Genomic DNA, 17604 nt, shown 5'->3' with positions numbered 1-17604 from the left:
AATAGGCTTAAATAAAAAAAATTAAAATTTTTTATGAAGGCAGTGCAACCTATTTTTATCAAGCTGTATCTACATTATTGAAAACCAAACCTAATGCTATTTAGAAAAACTTTTACAACGGAACAGGAGATTATCAAAGCCTGCCTCAAAAATGACCGAAAGGCTCAAGAGCAGCTGTATCATACCTATTCCAGAAAGTTTTTGGCCATCTGTATCCGATATGTAAAAGACCGGGAGCTGGCAGAAGATGTGCTGATGGAAGGCTTTATGAAGATCTTTGAAAAATTACCTCAATTTGAGTCAAAAGGGAGTTTTGAGGGTTGGATGAAACGCATCATGGTGACTCAAGCGCTTCTGACATTGCGTAACTCACGACACCTTAATATGGAAGTCGTGCAGGTGGAAAGTCACCTAGAGGTAGAAGATGCTGGATATGAACTTAACCATTTAGAAACCTCGGATTTAATGGATCTTATCAAAGGTTTGCCAGTGGGATATAGGACAGTATTTAATCTTTATGCGGTGGAAGGATATAGCCATGCTGAAATTGGGGATCTTTTGGGAATTACAGAATCGACTTCCAAATCCCAACTCAATAGAGCAAGAAATGTATTGAAACAAAAAATAGCCGATTTACAAACCAAAGAAAGGAGGATCAATGGCTAATCAAGAAAATCAATTGGACCGGTATTTCCGCGAAAAACTGGTCGAACACGAGGAAAAACCTTCGCATCTGGTCTGGGAGAGACTGGACCAAAATTTAGGGAATAATAAACCCGGCTTCAGTCCACTGTGGAAATCGGCAGCCATATTCCTACTTATATTGGGATTTGGCTACATCTTCTGGCAGGTATCCAACACAGGTGATACTAAAAATGTGCAGGTGGCTGAAAATAAAGAAGCAATTCCGGCTGATCAAAAGTATAAGGCAAATGAAGGCATGGAAGGAATGGAAACTATCGAAAATGCAACAATAGATAGGCAAGCACAAGTCATTGAACAAGATGCTGAAGAATACAAGCCTTCACATCACCAGAACAAAAAGCCTAGTCAGAAATCAATAGAACCAAACACCCCTCTTTTTGCAAATAATGAGCCCATTATCGAAAAAATCAGGTTAGATGAAAATATTCCTCAGGTGACTGAAATTTCACTTCCAGAATTAAAACTAAGTGAAACTATCGCCTTTAACAGCGAAACCCAAGAAAAGGAAGAAGCTCAGGAAGAAACCATTTCATATCGTATCACCATCAAATCCAACGGATTAAAAGAGGAAACGAAGAAACAAAATATCATCGAGGGATTAGAAAACAATGTCAATAAAATCGGGGCATTTTTGGAAAAAGTAGAACAAGGTTTTGCAGACCTGCAGGATGCAAAAGAGAACCTCTTTGCCAGCAATACTCCAAGAAAAGAAAGAAGTAAATAAAATTTTAGAAAACGAAACCATGAAAAAATATCTGCTCTTGTTTTGCCTGCTGGGTTTTGTTCAGTTGGCATTCGGAACCAAACTGGAAACTAATAATCAGGTAGAAAAAGATACCATTCTTATAGAGTTTGGGAAGTCTGGAAAAATAGTCCTTGTTGTGGACAACAAGGAGGACTTTGATAAACTTAAGAACATGAACGTCAACCAGATCATCAGTGAACTTGATTTAAAAATCGACGAACAGACAGGTGAATTGGTTGTGGTGGAAGTGTCAGGAAAAAAAGGCACCAAAGAAATTGTCAAGGTAACCGAAGACTGGAATAAAACTGAGGTCACGGTGGGTGGAGTCAAAATTTTGGTAGATGAAAGCAATCCTGGCAATACAAAAGTAAAGGTTGAAACCAGAGGCAGAAAAGCAAGTGACCCTCCTTTCAGAACTTATTTCAATCTCGATCTAGGTATAAACAATTACCTTGATGCCAACGGAAACTTCCCAGGAAGCAGTGCTCCATACGCTGTAAAAGGATGGGGAAGCTGGAATTTAGGACTTAACTGGATGGCCAGCCAAAGAATCAGTAAGGGATTCAACTGGGACATTGGATTGGGCGTACAATGGTACAATTTCAAATTTGAAAACCGTGATTTCCAGGCGGTACGCGGTGATGGAGAAATTGATTTTATACAAAGGACAGATGTTGACGGTTTCAAAAGCAAAATATCAGCTTCCTATCTGACAGCCATGTCACTTTTTAGACTGGATTTTGGCAAAATGAATGATAATGGAAGAAAAGGGTTAAGAATTGCAGCAGGACCCTATGCAGGATATAGATTGGGAGGAACGAGCAAATATGTCTACAGGCCTATTGATGGTGGTGGAAGAAGAAAAGAAAGTCAAAACACCGGTATTTATCTAAATAATTTTAGATATGGTATCCGAGGAGAGGTAGGTATTGGCAGATTCAATTTCTTCACTACTTATGATCTGAACCCATTATTTGAAAAAGGTGCTGGCCCAGAATTAAACGCCCTAAGTTTTGGGGTGATTTTCTAAAAGCAAAAAGGGACAGAAGATAAACCTGAGTAGCTATTCCCTGTAAAAAGGACAATCATAAGGTCAAAACAGGCGACCTGTGATATTCAAAATAATACCATATGAAACAAACCACTATTATTTTATTGGCAATGTTGCTTTCCTCTTGGTCATTTGGCCAAGAGGATGAAGCAAAATCCCGCACCAAAGTTTTTACGGTTTTCGATATGCAAATTGAAAAAACGGTTCATGGTGATGGGAAGAAAACTTGGGAATTCAGTCCAAAGCACAAAACTTTTGAGGCAACTGAAAAGGAAAAAAAGCACAACAAGGAATCAACAGATTTGAGTTTTGACATAGGAATCAATACCTGGTTACCTTCTGGTGAAGCACCAAAAGTTAGGCCTTGGGGAAGTTGGAATCCAGCAATTAATCTAAGGCATGCTTATCAGCCAAGTAAAAACTTTGAATTGAATACCTTAATTGGTGTCTCTTGGTATAATTTTAAGTTTGAAGACAGAAATCTACAAGCCTTAAGAAACAATCAGGGAATAATCTTTGAGGATTTTGACGGTCAAGGCGTGAAATCCAAAATATCTGCCTCTTATTTGAATCTGGCACTCATCCCTACAATCAAATCCAACAATGGCAATTTTCGACTTGGTGTAGGACCATATGCTGGATTTAGATTAGGCGGACGAGGAAAATTTGTTTACAATGATGACAATGGCAATCGAAACAAGCTATTCGAACGTGCCAACATGTTTGCCAATAACTTCCGCTATGGCGGAAGACTAGAAATTGGGGTAGGAGAAGTTGATCTTTTCCTGAATTACGACTTGTATGATTATTTCCAAAAAGACAAAGGGCCAAAAGTAAATGCAATAAGCTTTGGTCTAATCCTTTAAAAATCTAAAACTATGAAGAACGCAATCAAATTATCAATTATTTGGACAATAGCTTTATTAGTAGGAGGTCCAATGCAAGCTTTTGCCCAAATGAAAACTTTGGTCGATGTCAATAAAAGCTTTTCAGGAATTACAAAAATTGAAGTTTCAGGAGGGGCATTAGAAGTTGAATTTATTGGCAACAACAATTCCGAAGTTAAGGTCAATGCATTTTTGGAGTCAAATAATCATGAACAGGATATCGTTTTTGTGACAGTAGGCAATGTTTTGAAGATTACCCACCAGGTAAGCTCAAACCGGGTAACCATAGGTAATATGCGCACAAAAGGCCATATAAAAATCAGTGGCCCACAAAAAATGGAACTTGACATCAAAGGAGGATCCGGAGCCATCCATGTTGAAAATGTTGTTTCTGAGAAAACCCAACTATCTGTTGGCTCAGGTAGAATATCCGGCAGCAATATAAACAGCAATATACATGCAAATGCAGGATCAGGTTCGATAAAGTTGTCGGGAATAACAGGAAATATAAAGGGAATAGTTGGTTCAGGCTCATCTGAATTTGCGGATATTAAAGGCGATTTGGAATTTTCCTGCAGCAGTGGCGGAATGAAAGCAACTTCAATTGCAGGAACGGCCCATATCAGCCTTACTTCAGGTAATGCCAAATTGGAAAATGTATCAGAACTTGGGGATTTGAAAGTCACATCTGGAAATTTCAATGCGGTTAATGTCGGACTCGGAGACCAAACCAGAATAAGTGGAACTTCTGGAAATTTCAAAATTCAGACCAGCTCCAATTTGAATGATTTCAATTATTTTCTGAGCGCAACATCGGGAAACATCACTGTTGGAAATTCTAGAGCAGGCCGTAACCTGAATATCGATAATGGATCTACTAAGACAATAAGGGGAGGAATTACCTCCGGTAACATTACCATTGTAAACCATTAATACCAGACTAATTTTTTAAAACTCTTGTAAAGCAAGAAGGAATTACAAAAACCATCCTGCTTTACAAGAGTTATTACTTTTATATGTTGTCAATTTATTACACCAACGGCATACAGAATGAGTTAAACTCTTCACTAAAAGCTGTATTTTAGAAGCTTCACAAATCCCAAAAGACTTAACAAATTCAATCAACATGCACCCTATCAAAAAAGAAGACCTGGATCAGGAGATTTTTGACATGTATGATTACTATGTTCATGGAAAAATTTCCAGAAGAGAGTTTACCGAAAGACTTTCCAAATACGCTGTTGGTGGTCTCACTGTCACAGCCATGCTATCATTTTTGATGCCCAATTACGCAGAAGCCAGGAGGTTTAAGGAAAATGACCCAAGGATTGATTTTAAGTATGTAACTTATAATTCTCCAAAAGGAGCAGGCACCATGAAGGGGCTGCTTTGCATACCTAAAGAAAGCAAGGGGAAACTTTCTGGAATTGTGGTAGTACATGAAAACCGTGGACTTAATCCATACATAGAAGATGTTGCAATGCAGGCAGCTATCGATGGATATATTGCTTTCGCTCCTGATGCCCTAACACCTTTTGGGGGGTATCCAGGCAACGATGATGAAGGAAGAACCATGCAGGCCCAAAGGAACAGGGATGAAATGCTAGAAGATTTCATCGCTGCTTATGAGTTTTTGAAAATTCATGAAAACTGCAATGGAAGCGTTGGTGTGGTTGGTTTTTGCTTTGGTGGTTGGATAACCAATATGATGGCTGTTAGGATTCCGGACCTTAAAGCCGGTATTCCATATTATGGTGGACAAGCTGCAGCTGAAGATGTTCCTTCCATTAAAGCCCCACTACTTATTCACTATGCTGAATTGGATACTAGGGTAAATGAAGGATGGCCAGCTTATGAGGAAGCCCTTATTGCTAACCAAAAAACCTATAGCACATATTTCTACCCAGGTGTAAACCATGGTTTCCATAATCATTCCACACCAAGGTATGACAAAGATGCAGCCGAACTCTCTTGGAAACGCAGCATTGAGTTTTTCAGAAAATACCTGTAATGGTTTTTGGGCTTTTATTTCCTATTGGATGTAAAAGCCCCATAACCTTCCTTCATTAGAATTGAATCCAAATGTTTGGGTGAGGTTGCCCATCTAGAAAGGTCAAGGATTTCAACATTTCTAAAATCAATGGGATGGCTTTCACTTTGAAGTGAAATGTATCCTCCTTTTAATGGTGTACCATCCTTTTTTACAATGGGGTCAAAATTGGCAACATTTCCCCCTCCTATCTGGGGTTTGGAATAAGTAAGTACTGCTTCCCCTTCCATTATATGATGCACTACAGAGTCTCCCAACACCAAAAACTCTGCCGTCACCCATTCATCCCCATGATAAGTCTTAGAACTGGAGTTAACACAATGCGGGGTAAATAATTCCCCATTTATCACAACATGTGTACCAGGGGTGCATAGGTTGTTTGTCGATCTTGGATTTACTCCATCTCCACCCAATAGTTGCCCTTCAATAGAGATAGGAAAATCCTGGTCTTTAAGCATGGTATGTGGATCTTGCCCATGGAGCATAGCCCCTGAATTCCTAAAGGCCCATCCTTCACCCCCTTTGACTTGATCTCCAACAAATCGATATTCCACTTTGAGCACGTAATGGGAAAAAGGCTTATTGTAAAATATATGTCCATACTGATAGTCAAAATCTTCATAGCCATCATAGCGCACTTTCATCAAGCCGTCTTCTACCCGGAAAGTATTCGCAAAATTTTCCCCAAGCTCATGTTTTGCAATTTTTACAATCCAGTTTTCCAGGTCCTCACCATTGAAGAGCTGTATCCACTGAACATCTTCTCCTTCATTTTGGCGGTTTTGTTGAGAACAGGAAAATAAACTCAATACAAACAGCACTGGTAAATAATAAGCTAAATTGAATGTATTTGTCTTCATCGGCTGGGGAAAGAGTATGAATGATTTTAAATGTTTTTAAATTGATATAATAGATCAATTGAAATTGACGACTGCAAATACTGCCAAATGATCCGAATATTGAATTTCTTCCATAACCTTGAAAAAATCAATATCCCATTCAGTATTTTTCATTAACCAAATGTAATCAATACGGATGTCAGGATGGTCAGTGGGATAAGTGTTTTTTAATTGTCCACTGACTTTTGCGGCATCAAAAAAAGCATCTTCCATTAAGCTGTAGCCTTTTTCGGAAGCTTCAAAATTGAAATCTCCGACGACTATCACAGGATGAGAATAATCCTTAAAATAATTTATTATAGCCCTAACCTGAGCACTGCGGTTATCTACAAATTCATGACAAAGATGGGTGCCGGCAAAAGTTATTTTGATCCCTCCTTCCAATTGAACATGGGCAACGGCCATGCTCCTACCCTCCCCTCCTTTTGGTGTGGGCAGCATTATGGATTCAAATTCAACAGGAAACCTGGAAAATACAGCCTCACCATATCCTCCCTCACTAAAATCAATTGCCTTTGCAAAGAAACCCTTCATTTCTGTCTTTTCAGCCCATATATTGGTCAGGTCAAGTTTCTTGCCTGCAAAAGCTTTTGTCCGGAGCGTCATGCTGTCAACTTCCTGAAGTGCCACCAAATCAGGATTGATCGACCTGATGAATTCACCGACTTCCTCTGTAATGGATTTGCCTGTTTGATAAGGGTTTTCTCCATGGTAAATATTGTAAGTCAATATCCTTAATTGATGCTGTGACATGACATCGGTAAATTGTAAGAATAATAATAGTACCAGTAAAAGGTATTTCATTGATATGCCAAATTTTTTCTGCTTTAAACAACCTGTACGTTTATGCTATCCCGAAATCTTACTGGGTCCATAAGGTTTCACCAAAATTAAAATTTCACTAAAAAAAAGAGCTGTCCGGTTTGTTGGACAGCTTCTTTCTTTTACTAATTGAAATTAATTTCCAATATAATTATCCCAGTTGACTTCAGCTTGTGGATGAGGGAACTGAGTAAAAACTGTCCCACCATCAAAGGATACATCTATCTCATTGAGTTTATTGTACCTCCTAGCATCTATCCATCTGTGGCCCCAAGGCTCTAACCAAAGAGAGTATCTTCTTTGATAAAGGATCTCATTAATCAAAGCGGCTTGAGTAGTTGCTCCTGAATAATTCCCTATTCCCGCTGCATTTCTGATGATATTGATAGCCTCAACAGCTTGGGCAGTTTGACCCAAATTAGCATGTGCTTCAGCCTTCAAAAGGATCAGTTCTTCATTTTTAATAAAAGGAATAGCAGAAGTATTGCTTGCCCACCTTCTATCCTGATGAGTTCCTACCAATGTCCCCACGTCAGTTGAAACCGTTACTGGGGGTGCTGTTCTTTGCAAAAACTTATTTGCAACCCTAAGATCTCCTGGAGTAGCATCCCTAAGTACTGATGGATGTACTACAATCATGGTGGTCACCAAGGCATTGGGAACGTAGAAGATAGGATTGAACAGATCAGGTGGTGCGCCATAAGGATGGGCAGGTCCAGCATTTAGGTTGCCATTTAAATTCATAAAAGAACCCTCAAGTGCGGAAAGCACTCCTGTCCAATCTTTTCTATAAGCATTTAATCTGGCGGTGATAGCCCGATTTACCTGTCTCAAAGCGGCATTGGTATTGAATCCAGTGAAACCGGGAGTAAGCCTCAAAGGGAAATTACCCGCACCAGCCGCAGCAAGGTCCTGATCACCTTCATCCAATACTGACTTGATATAGTCCAAGGCTTGCTCATAGGGTACAAAAGGTCCAGGTTTTAGAGGGTCCGTCACGTCAATCCTGATTCCATTTTGATAAACAAAATTTGCTGGAATCATAAACTGGTAACCCTTAATAGTTTTGGCAAAACCAGAAACAGCTCTTTTATCTGCTTCATTTAAAGTTGCAGCATTTTGTGCAGCATCTATGAGGACATTAGCCTGCTTAATCGCCTGATAAGGAGATGCCCAAGAACCACCTCCTGTGACACCAAAACCAAAGTAAGCCCTGTCAGGCACCCTACCACTTTGCCCTAACCAATCAGTCTGAAACCTCGGATCAGAAGCGTTAAGGTACCAAACTTCTCTACCGAACGTACCCCAAGCAGCCGTTACATTGAATACATAATCTCTATGTCTGGACTCCAAACCTGTTATCAAAAACTGGATCTGTTCTCTGGAAGCATTATTGCTTACACTCTGAACTGATGGATTGTTTGGATCAATAATTTCATCTAATTGAAGCGGATTACAAGCGAACAAACTCATTGCTGCCAAAGCCGCTGTTCCGATATATTTGTGCAATTTTTTCATGATTATCAGCTTTGGTGTTTAGAAATCAATTGTGATGTGAAAGAATACCCTCCTTGGTGTCGGATATGGCGTGATGTCCACATTGTTAGCCACTGCCTGAGCACCAAAGGTGGAAGTTTCAGGATCATAACCCTGATATTTTGTAAATAAGAAGGCGTTGTTCATAGAAGCTCCAAGCCTGATATTCTCTATACTTCTCCCAAAGGTCTCAGTTATTGTATTTCTTGGAATGGTGTAATATAGTCCAATCTCTCTTATTTTTAAGAAAGTAGCATCCTGAACCCATCGGCCGGCATTATTGAAAGGTGCTGGAGGTCTTTGCCTTCCATTAGGAATTCCATCACCATTGTCATCATCAAACCAGCCTTTGGTAGTTCCTCCAGCATCAGTAAGGAACTGAGACAAGTTGATGTTATCACCACCTTTTCTATATTCCATAAGGAAAGAAAACTCAAAGTTTTTGGCAATAGTAAAGCTATTGATCATAGACATATTGAACTTTGGTTGGGCATTTCCCCAAATGGTAAAATTACCAGGATTATTTGGGTCAGCCGGTGTACCTACGATAGTTGTAGGTGAAAAGCCTTGAGCATATAGGAAGGTCCCCAATGCAGCTCCAAATCCACCGGCCACATAGGTGGGTATTCCTAACCTCCTCATATTCAATCTATTTTGCCAATACATCAATCGTGTATTCCAACGGAAATTAGGCTTATCCAAAACTGTCCCAAACAAAGCCAATTCAATACCTTTGTTCTCCAATTCAGCCTCATTACTTGGTGTAGATGTCACACCGGTTGAAGGTGAAAGGCTAAGGCTTTGGATATTGTTTTGCGTGTTTTTGATATAGTAGGTTGCTTCCAACCCCAATCTATTGTTAAAGAAACCTGCATCTACACCAAACTCCAATTCAGTAGCCGTTTCAGGTAAAATTTGGGTGTTTCCAATTTGAGCAGAAACCACAGAACCCAAAAGACCTCCGATGTTCGCCCCCCCAAGTGGAGTAAACGTGGCCCCAAATGCCACAGGTCCAGCTGTTTCACCGTATGCAATTCTTGGTTTTAAAGCAGAGAATGTTGTCTTGGATCCCCAAAAATCAAAATTGGCTAGGTTGACAGCAAGCGATGCTCTTGGGAATGCGAAGAATTTATTTGGGTCTCCATTCAATGTGGATTTATCCCATCGTACACCTACCGTACCGATGATTTTATCATCAAAGTTGGCCTCCTGCTGCAAGAATATACCTGCTTCTTGAATTTCAGAGAAAAACTGTTGATCTATTTGTTGAACTGTTGCTTGCTGAAGGTTGATCTGACCAGGTGCAAGGCCCCTACCTCTGTTGAATAGAGCGTCATTTTTAAAGTCCAATCTTACCAAACCTGCCTGGGAGTTCATGTTTACCTTTCCAAGGTTCCAGTTGTACACCAAAACACCCTGTATGTTGGTATTAAAACTTTCCTGCTTGCCCCAAAGTGCATCGCCTGGGTTGGCCTGACCTCTCTGGAACTGTAGGAATTCAGGTAAATAGACCAAAGTAGTATTTTGAAGAAAATCCAAGCCTCCTGACAATTGGAACCTCAAGAAGCTATTGGTAGATTTATAAATATCCGCATCCAAAGTGAAGGATTGTAGGAATCTGTTTACTTCAGAATTGTTGATTCCATGGTCTGTAACGGCCACGGGATTTTCTGAGAAGTAAGGGTTAATTGGATAAGTTCCATCAGGGTTTCTCCTTAAGTCATAATAATTAGGGACATAAGCGATGTTATAACCGATACTGGCACCGGTATTATTTTGGTTACCTGTAAAACCCCTATCTGTATTGCTTCGGATATAGTTGGAAGATACGCCCAATCTAAAAACATCTGAAATCTTATGGTCCACATTGGCTCTTAATGAATACCTTTCAAATCCAGTGTTTCTTACTGTTCCATCCTCTGCAGCAATATTTCCGCTTATAAAGAACCTAGTCTTATCATTTCCTCCATTAACTGTCAACCTTGTATTGGATAAGATAGCCCGGTTGTTGTAAAAGTAATCTTCATAATCCACAAAAGTATTGGTGGCAACAGCTTGTCTGAACCTTTCCAATTCGATAGGTCTTCTGGCTTCAGGGAAAAAGAAGTTGATTTTTTCCTCACTCCAGTTATCTACCCCTAATAATCTCAATGGCTCAGCAAAGCCAATATCTTGGGAAAGGGAAACCTGGGTTTTTCCAGAAGAACCTCTCTTAGTAGTGATAATGATTACCCCAGCATTGGCACGGGTACCATAAATTGCTGCAGCAGATGGTCCTTTCAAGACTTCAATGGATTCAATATCATTCGGGTTCAAGTCGGCCAGACGGTTGGCACCATCATCTTGGTTAGATGCACCCGCACCAGAAACAGAAGCACGCCCTGTTCTCTGAAAAGAATTGTTGATGTAAACCCCATCCAAAATAATTAGGGGTTGGGATGCGCCAGTCAAACTGGAAATACCACGTAGCTGAATGGAAACACCGCCACCTGGCGCTCCAGAATTCATCCTGATATTGGCACCTGCAATCTTTCCATATAAGGCACCATCAGTAGTCTGGATGGTTGTGGTTCCTACAAGTTCTTTTCCGGAAACCGAAGAAACGGCATTGGCCAGATTGCTCCTTTTAACAGTGGAGGCCAAACCTGTAATTACCACCTCTTCCAAATTTGTTGCGTCTTCCCTTAACCTAACTTGAATGGAAGTTAAACTTGGGCTTACTGTCACATTTTGGCTAATATAGCCCAAAGAAGACACCACCAAGACAGTTTCCTGGTTACCAGGAACTGTAATGCTGAACCTACCATCCAAGTCAGTAACTGCACCGGTAGTAGAATTCCTGACCAGAATGGTTGCGCCAATCAACGGCTCTTCCGAACGGTCATCTGTCACAGTACCCGTCACCGTGTACTGCGCCCAACTCCATCCTGCTGTGAGCAGAAATAGGATTACGGTAATGCTGAATCTGTAAAATTTTTTCATAAAAGTTTGATTATAGAACAGTATTTACTTCTAGTGAAAGATACTAAAAACAATCATAAACTTTAATTTACAAATCCATAAATGGTAAAAATAAAATTTGGCTGAATACCAAATTTTTCAAAATTTCAAAAATCTCTAATACAATCAGTGTAATTATCCACTGAACAACAATGCTTTGTAGTTATTCTTGTGTTTCCGAGTTGAGCAAAATTTAATGGAAACTAATAGAAGTATACACCTGAAATAATTCTTTTGGCAAAAAGTTATAAAAATACAACTTTAAGATCCTCTTAAATTTTATTAAATAAACCAAAAAAAAACCGGTAAAATAAAGTCTTACCGGTTCTTAGATCAAATTGCTATCCAGGTCATTTTTTATCTATTGACAAATCATTTAATGGCTCTGTAAAAATTGCCAAAGCTGTTTTGATGCCCTCTTTAAAATTTCCAAGCCTGATATTTTCATTTGGCCCATGTTGGTTGTTATCAAAATTAACTGTCACGACGGTGACAGCAGGAATATTGTCCAATGCTTCTACAAATGGAGCGATAGGTAAAGATCCACCGCTGATTCTCTTTTGAATGGGATCTCTTCCAAATGCCCTATTATATGCTTTGTTTAACCAAATTCCTGTTTCCGAATCCATAGGTGTCCTGAATGCTTTGTAAGAAATGCTTCCTTCCCATTTGATCAATTTGGGGAATTTTGACCTTTCCTCTTCAGTTGGTTCTTTTTCCAAAATATGATAACCTTGCTCCTCTATATGCCTTCTGATAAGAGCAAAAAGCCTTTCAGGGTCAGATTCAGGAACGAGACGAACATCAATTTCAGCCACAGCAATAGCAGGTACTATAGTCCTGGCCTCATTTCCCACCGAGCCTGAAGATAACCCACGGATATTCAGAGAAGGATATTGCAAAGATTCCTGATAGGTTTCTCCTACATTATCTGTAATACCAATTCCAATTTTACTCATAATATCACCATCATCATCAGGTACTTGAGATAGAATATCTTTTTCCAACTGGGACAGCTTTATACCATCATAAAACCCTGGAATGACAACCCTGCCTCTCTCATCTTTCATGGACGCCAACAATTGTGACATCCTCAATGCCGGATTAGGTGCATAGTTACCATAATGACCACTATGAAGATCAACACGTGGACCATATGTGGTTAAAGTAATCTGAGATATGCCCCTTGCTCCAAAACTCAAGGTAGGCATATTGCTCACATGTCTTGGACCATCCATGATAAGCATCATGTCTGCCATAAGATCTTTCTTATACTTGTGGACCGCGGAGGCAAGGTTTGGAGAACCAATTTCTTCCTCAAAATCCAAAACGATTTTTACATTGTAATCCGGCATCAGACCTTTTGAAACCATGGCATCCCATGCTGTCAAGAACATGGCAAAAGGCCCTTTATCATCCGAAGCCGAACGGGCGAAAACCCTCCACTCCGGATCATATGCTTTTTGTAGTGTTTCCATGGGAATGATTTCCCAATTCCCTTCTGTATTTTTCTCCTTTAGCACTGGACGGAATGGGTCTGGCTGCTGCCATTGCCTCGGGTCAACAGACTGACCATCTATATGGAAATAAAAAAGTACTGTTTTTTGTGCATTGGGCACTTCCCTTTGACCCAAAAGCAAAGGGACGCTTGAAGTTTCAAGCCTTTTCACTTGCCATCCCCTTTCCCTTAAATTGTCCTCACACCATTCAATATTGGGGATGAGTTGCTCAGGATAATGGGAATCATTGGGTATAGAAAGCAGAGAATTTAAAATATCAATTCCATGCAAAAAATGGGATTCTGTTAAAGCCACTAAGTCTATATTTCCTCTTTGCTGTCCATGAGACATGGTGGATAGTAATGTGGCAGCCAGAAACATAAGGCAAATCTTCTTCATAATTCTAGGTTTTTGGATCATGAAATTTAAATGAAAGTATACCGAAAGAAAAACCAATTTGATGGACGGCACAAATCCCAAAAAACCGGATTGAAAAAAAAATAAGAAACAGGGAAAAAAAATTATAGATTAATACCCTGTTTAGTTACAAAGAATTTCTTCAAAAATTGTTTGAAAAGTCGCTTAATCACCCAATTCAAATATAGCGGTTTCAAATATACCTTCCTATACCCTGTACAAGGTATTTTTTAAAACCAAAATGGTATTATTTAAGGTAATTTTCTACTTTTCTAACCCAAATTTAACTTTTCCAAGATTTGATAAAATAAAAAACCCCAAAACAATCGCTCTGGGGTCAATTTATGCTTGGAGGTAATTGTTACCTAATTTTCAAAACTGAAAATTAAAATTACTTTATCTGTCAGCTTTTGTTCTTCAGGCCTGAAAACCGGATCCTCTCTTACTTGTCCCATGTCAGACATTGCCATCTTGGCTTCTCTCATTATTGGGTAAAAAACATTGCCCTGTGGAGTGTATTGAACTTTAAAGACTTTTACCTTTTCAACACCCAAAGTCTTGGCGATGGTTTCCGATTTTTGCTTTGCATCTTCAATCGCCATCTCTAGGAGCTTTTTCTGAGATTCTTTTTTGAGCTTATCCGAAACCTGCATAGAAAGGTTAAAACCTAAATTCCCTGATTGATGGACTGCCTCGGTTATTTTCACCAATTCCTTTTGGATATCAGTTACCCTTATTCTCACATTTTGGGATGCTACATAACCGCTGTCCCTGGATGTTCCTTTGGTATAAATCCTGTTGACATACACATTGTAATTGTCCACAAAAAAATCATATCCTTTAGCCCCGGATTTTTTAATTGCATCTTCCAAACCCTTGGTTTTTTTGTTCAGGGCATTTGTAGCATCTGATACCTTTAAGGCCTTTTCAGTTAAGTGGATGAATAGAATGGCCTCATCTGGCATGATACTGATCTCACTTAGACCCTCTACTTCTATAGTGGGTATTTGCTGGGAAAATACAGACAGGTAAAGTAAGTATACCGGAAGGATTAAAATCAATTTCTTCATCATTTTAGGATTTAAGTTCAATTGATCAGATCAAAAAACAGACCGCAAAAGAACTATTTAAAACAATTTAACTATTCCAGATCCAATATATCCCTGATTTTGTTGATTTTTTCCATTTCACGAAAAACACCCTCATAGTCATCTTCAAGGATCCTATCTCTAAATTTCGACAAATTCACAATATACATGCTAAGAGCCTCTAAAATATTTTTCTTGTTCTCTTTCATGATTGGTGCCCACATTGCAGGTGAACTCTTCGCCAGCCTTACTGTGGAAGCAAAACCAGATCCGGCCATATCAAATATATTCTTGTCGTCTTCCATTTTATCCAATACAGTTTTTCCCAACATAAATGAGGAAATGTGCGAGAGGTGGGACACAAAAGCCAATTGGCTATCATGTTCTTCAGGGTCCATAAACCGCAATTTCATATTTAAAGCTTCCAAAACCTCATAAGCCTTGCTTTTCAAGTGGAGATCTGTCTTTTCCATCTCACAGACAATAAAAACTTTCCTGTCCAGTAAGTCTGCTTTGGCAGCCTTTGGGCCGGAATATTCTGTTCCTGCAATGGGGTGACCGGCCAGATAATGAGCTCTTTTCGGGTGCATTGACACAACACTGCACAAATTGGACTTGGTAGAACCAAAATCCATTACCAATGTCTGTGATCCTATTTTATCCAATGCCTTAGTCAAAAGTGAAGGAAGTGTATCTGCCGGAGTCGCCAAAACAATAATATCTGTATCAAGGTCTGCCTCAGTTTTGGCTTCATCTATGATTCCCAGCGAAAGGGCATCTGCCTGGTTTTGGGAATTAGTATCATATCCTGTAAATTTTATTTGAGGCATTATTTTTTTCAATGCCAATGCAAAGGAACCACCTAGTAATCCTAGCCCGACAACATGTATCTTCTTCATTTCGAATTTTTTGAATCGTTTACTTTAGTTTATATTAAATCCTATTAATTGCTTCTTTAATTTTTTCCTGGGAAACACATAGTGAAAACCTTACCCAACCGGCTCCATTTTGACCGAAAATATCACCCGGAGTTACAAATAAGTTTTTTTTGTAAAGCAAATCATCTACAAAAATTTTGGAATCCCGCCCCTCATTTAACTTCGCCCAAACAAACATTCCTGATGTGTCCTTTTGAAAGCTTAAACCTAATTTTTCCGCCAAATCCCAAACCAAAACTCTTCTTTGGGCATATTCTGAATTCAGGGCATTAAACCAAGATTCATCTAATTCCAAAGCTGCTATGGCGCCCCTCTGTAATCCCAGAAACATACCAGAATCAACATTACTTTTCACTCTTGTAACTACTTCAATAAATTCCCTTTTACCAAAGACAGCACCAATTCTCCAGCCTGCCATATTGGCTGTTTTACTCAAGGAATTCAGCTCCAAAGCCACCTCTTTAGCTCCTTCAACCTGAAAAATACTCATTGGCTTTTCCTGTAAAATAAAACTGTATGGATTGTCATGGACCAATAAAATCTGATGCTTTTCGGCAAATTCAACCAGTTTTTGAAAGACTGAAAAATCTGCCTTTGCACCTGTCGGCATATGGGGGTAATTTACCCACATCAATTTCACCTTTTCCAAATCCAATAATTCAAGCTGCTCAAAATCAGGATACCAGCCATTTTCCTCCCTTAAAGAATAAGGAACGCAAGTAAGATCCAGCATTTTGCTAACTGAAGTATAGGTTGGATAACCCGGATCAGGTAACAAAACAGAGTCTCCAGGATTGGTAAATGCCATTGAAATATGGAGAATTCCTTCTTTGGAGCCCAAAAGGGGCAATACTTCATCTATTCCAAGATCTTTAACTTGATAATAGTTGGCATAAAATTTCAAAAATGCCTGTCTTAGTTCAGGAATACCTTGATAACTCTGGTAACCATGGGCATCTGGCAAAACAGAACAATCATTCAAGGCTTTTATCACGGAAGGTGCCGGTGAAAGATCAGGACTTCCGATCCCCATATTGATCACAGGCTTGCCTTCCAGCTGCATTCTCTTCACTTCTTTGAGCTTTTGGGAGAAGTAGTATTCCTGAATATTATTTGATCTATCGGAAAAGCTGGTCATGACCTTTTTTATTTAACGCCCTTTTTATACTCACCAAAAATCCTGACCTCTCCCCCTTGCTCCTCTATAGCCTTCAATGCCAACTTGTATTTCTCGTAACTTTCAAATTCCGCATCAATGAAAAAGGCATAATTCCAAGGTTTTTCTATTACTGGAATAGATTGAATTTTTGTGAGGTTGATATCAAAGTCGCTCAGTAAAGTCAATAGCTTGGCCAAGCTACCCTTTTCATTACTTATTATAATCTTCAAAGATGCTTTTTGGCTAGCTTTATTTTGGACAGGAAAGTCCTTTTGAAGGATAATAAACCTGGTAAAATTATCCTTAACAGTCTGAATATCTGAAGCCAGAATCTCCAGTTTATAGATTTCAGCGGCTGTTGTGCTGGCAATTGCAGCTACACCTGTAATTTTTTCGTCTGCAATTCTCTTTGCCACGCTCGCTGTATCCAGATCATCGGTTAATGTGATTGTCGGATATTGCTGAAAAAATTTTTTACACTGAAGGATGGCCATGGGATGGGATCTCACCTCCTTGATTTCCTCAATTACCTGCCCTTGTAATGCCATAAGATTATGGGATATTGGCAAGTAATACTCTGCAAAAACAAATAGGCCGTAACGGTCTATAAGTTCATAATTGGGGAGAATCGCACCTGCAATGGAGTTTTCAATGGCCATTACTGCAAAATCATCTTTCCCGGATGACAAAGCATTGGCCACTTCTTCAAATGTCCTGTAAGGTGACACTTCTGTCTCATGCCCAAAATAATTCAAGGCCACTTGATGGTGAAAAGAACCCGGTATGCCCTGTATGCCTATTTTCATTG

15 protein-coding genes are annotated in these 17604 nt (G+C 39.4%); 6 read left to right on the top strand and 9 right to left on the bottom strand.

Annotated features, from left to right (window positions below):
- Nucleotides 1–93 precede the first annotated feature (93 nt).
- The 6 genes from CLV48_RS05800 (at nt 94) to CLV48_RS05775 (ending at nt 5399) form a co-directional block, all read left to right on the top strand.
- The gene (locus CLV48_RS05800) at nt 94–666 is read left to right on the top strand and encodes an RNA polymerase sigma factor (protein ID WP_106566320.1); all 573 of its coding nucleotides are present in this window, start codon (nt 94–96) and stop codon (nt 664–666) included.
- The gene (locus CLV48_RS05795; RefSeq protein WP_106566319.1) at nt 659–1429 is read left to right on the top strand and encodes a hypothetical protein; all 771 of its coding nucleotides are present in this window, start codon (nt 659–661) and stop codon (nt 1427–1429) included. The genes CLV48_RS05800 and CLV48_RS05795 overlap by 8 nt, the downstream gene beginning before the upstream one ends.
- A 19-nt stretch (nt 1430–1448) precedes the next feature.
- Nucleotides 1449–2480 carry an outer membrane beta-barrel protein gene (locus CLV48_RS05790; RefSeq protein WP_106566543.1) on the top strand — a complete coding sequence of 344 codons (1032 nt, stop codon included), beginning with the start codon at nt 1449–1451 and terminating at the stop codon, nt 2478–2480.
- Nucleotides 2481–2581: 101 nt separating this feature from the next.
- On the top strand, nt 2582–3367 hold the full coding sequence (locus CLV48_RS05785; RefSeq protein ID WP_146140070.1) for a hypothetical protein: 786 nt from the start codon (nt 2582–2584) through the stop codon (nt 3365–3367).
- Between the two features lie 12 nt (nt 3368–3379).
- A complete protein-coding gene (locus CLV48_RS05780; RefSeq protein WP_106566317.1) occupies nt 3380–4321 on the top strand; it encodes a DUF4097 family beta strand repeat-containing protein in 942 nt (313 codons plus the stop codon).
- A 193-nt stretch (nt 4322–4514) separates the two neighbouring features.
- Complete coding sequence (locus tag CLV48_RS05775) at nt 4515–5399, top strand: dienelactone hydrolase family protein (RefSeq protein WP_106566316.1); 885 nt, start codon at nt 4515–4517, stop codon at nt 5397–5399.
- A 14-nt stretch (nt 5400–5413) separates the two neighbouring features.
- Here the strand turns inward: CLV48_RS05775 and CLV48_RS05770 are convergent, their stop codons facing one another.
- The 9 genes from CLV48_RS05770 to CLV48_RS05730 form a co-directional block, all read right to left on the bottom strand.
- Nucleotides 5414–6298: a 3-keto-disaccharide hydrolase gene (locus CLV48_RS05770; protein ID WP_106566315.1), complete on the bottom strand. Its 885-nt coding sequence runs from the start codon at nt 6296–6298 to the stop codon at nt 5414–5416.
- Nucleotides 6299–6352: 54 nt separating this feature from the next.
- Nucleotides 6353–7141, bottom strand: a complete 789-nt coding sequence (locus tag CLV48_RS05765; protein ID WP_106566314.1) for an endonuclease/exonuclease/phosphatase family protein — start codon at nt 7139–7141, stop codon at nt 6353–6355.
- Between the two features lie 153 nt (nt 7142–7294).
- A complete protein-coding gene (locus tag CLV48_RS05760; RefSeq protein WP_106566313.1) occupies nt 7295–8677 on the bottom strand; it encodes a RagB/SusD family nutrient uptake outer membrane protein in 1383 nt (460 codons plus the stop codon).
- A gap of 18 nt (nt 8678–8695) precedes the next feature.
- On the bottom strand, nt 8696–11677 hold the full coding sequence (locus CLV48_RS05755; protein ID WP_106566312.1) for a SusC/RagA family TonB-linked outer membrane protein: 2982 nt from the start codon (nt 11675–11677) through the stop codon (nt 8696–8698).
- Nucleotides 11678–12045: 368 nt separating this feature from the next.
- Nucleotides 12046–13593, bottom strand: a complete 1548-nt coding sequence (locus tag CLV48_RS05750; protein WP_106566542.1) for a M20/M25/M40 family metallo-hydrolase — start codon at nt 13591–13593, stop codon at nt 12046–12048.
- A gap of 383 nt (nt 13594–13976) precedes the next feature.
- Complete coding sequence (locus CLV48_RS05745; RefSeq protein WP_245889496.1) at nt 13977–14684, bottom strand: SIMPL domain-containing protein; 708 nt, start codon at nt 14682–14684, stop codon at nt 13977–13979.
- A 68-nt stretch (nt 14685–14752) separates the two neighbouring features.
- Nucleotides 14753–15598 (bottom strand): prephenate dehydrogenase, encoded by an 846-nt coding sequence (locus CLV48_RS05740; protein WP_106566311.1) that lies wholly within the window; start codon nt 15596–15598, stop codon nt 14753–14755.
- Between the two features lie 34 nt (nt 15599–15632).
- Nucleotides 15633–16775: a pyridoxal phosphate-dependent aminotransferase gene (locus CLV48_RS05735; RefSeq protein WP_106566310.1), complete on the bottom strand. Its 1143-nt coding sequence runs from the start codon at nt 16773–16775 to the stop codon at nt 15633–15635.
- Nucleotides 16776–16783: 8 nt separating this feature from the next.
- A complete protein-coding gene (locus CLV48_RS05730) occupies nt 16784–17602 on the bottom strand; it encodes a prephenate dehydratase (protein WP_106566309.1) in 819 nt (272 codons plus the stop codon).
- Nucleotides 17603–17604: the final 2 nt, after the last annotated feature.

Origin of the sequence: Cecembia rubra (genome assembly GCF_003014575.1) — a bacterium.
Classification (GTDB): Bacteria; Bacteroidota; Bacteroidia; order Cytophagales; family Cyclobacteriaceae; genus Cecembia_A; species Cecembia_A rubra.
Note: the sequence above shows the minus strand (reverse complement) of the source record. Positions and strands in the feature narration are given on the sequence as shown.

What these genes read in the sequence shown, in the direction of transcription:
- CLV48_RS05800 (WP_106566320.1), top strand. Translation starts at nt 94, where the DNA reads ATGCTATTTAGAAAAACTTTTACAACGGAACAGGAGATTATCAAAGCC.
- CLV48_RS05795 (WP_106566319.1), top strand. Translation starts at nt 659, where the DNA reads ATGGCTAATCAAGAAAATCAATTGGACCGGTATTTCCGCGAAAAACTG.
- CLV48_RS05790 (WP_106566543.1), top strand. Translation starts at nt 1,449, where the DNA reads ATGAAAAAATATCTGCTCTTGTTTTGCCTGCTGGGTTTTGTTCAGTTG.
- CLV48_RS05785 (WP_146140070.1), top strand. Translation starts at nt 2,582, where the DNA reads ATGAAACAAACCACTATTATTTTATTGGCAATGTTGCTTTCCTCTTGG.
- CLV48_RS05780 (WP_106566317.1), top strand. Translation starts at nt 3,380, where the DNA reads ATGAAGAACGCAATCAAATTATCAATTATTTGGACAATAGCTTTATTA.
- CLV48_RS05775 (WP_106566316.1), top strand. Translation starts at nt 4,515, where the DNA reads ATGCACCCTATCAAAAAAGAAGACCTGGATCAGGAGATTTTTGACATG.
- CLV48_RS05770 (WP_106566315.1), bottom strand. Translation starts at nt 6,298, where the DNA reads ATGAAGACAAATACATTCAATTTAGCTTATTATTTACCAGTGCTGTTT.
- CLV48_RS05765 (WP_106566314.1), bottom strand. Translation starts at nt 7,141, where the DNA reads ATGAAATACCTTTTACTGGTACTATTATTATTCTTACAATTTACCGAT.
- CLV48_RS05760 (WP_106566313.1), bottom strand. Translation starts at nt 8,677, where the DNA reads ATGAAAAAATTGCACAAATATATCGGAACAGCGGCTTTGGCAGCAATG.
- CLV48_RS05755 (WP_106566312.1), bottom strand. Translation starts at nt 11,677, where the DNA reads ATGAAAAAATTTTACAGATTCAGCATTACCGTAATCCTATTTCTGCTC.
- CLV48_RS05750 (WP_106566542.1), bottom strand. Translation starts at nt 13,593, where the DNA reads ATGAAGAAGATTTGCCTTATGTTTCTGGCTGCCACATTACTATCCACC.
- CLV48_RS05745 (WP_245889496.1), bottom strand. Translation starts at nt 14,684, where the DNA reads ATGATGAAGAAATTGATTTTAATCCTTCCGGTATACTTACTTTACCTG.
- CLV48_RS05740 (WP_106566311.1), bottom strand. Translation starts at nt 15,598, where the DNA reads ATGAAGAAGATACATGTTGTCGGGCTAGGATTACTAGGTGGTTCCTTT.
- CLV48_RS05735 (WP_106566310.1), bottom strand. Translation starts at nt 16,775, where the DNA reads ATGACCAGCTTTTCCGATAGATCAAATAATATTCAGGAATACTACTTC.
- CLV48_RS05730 (WP_106566309.1), bottom strand. Translation starts at nt 17,602, where the DNA reads ATGAAAATAGGCATACAGGGCATACCGGGTTCTTTTCACCATCAAGTG.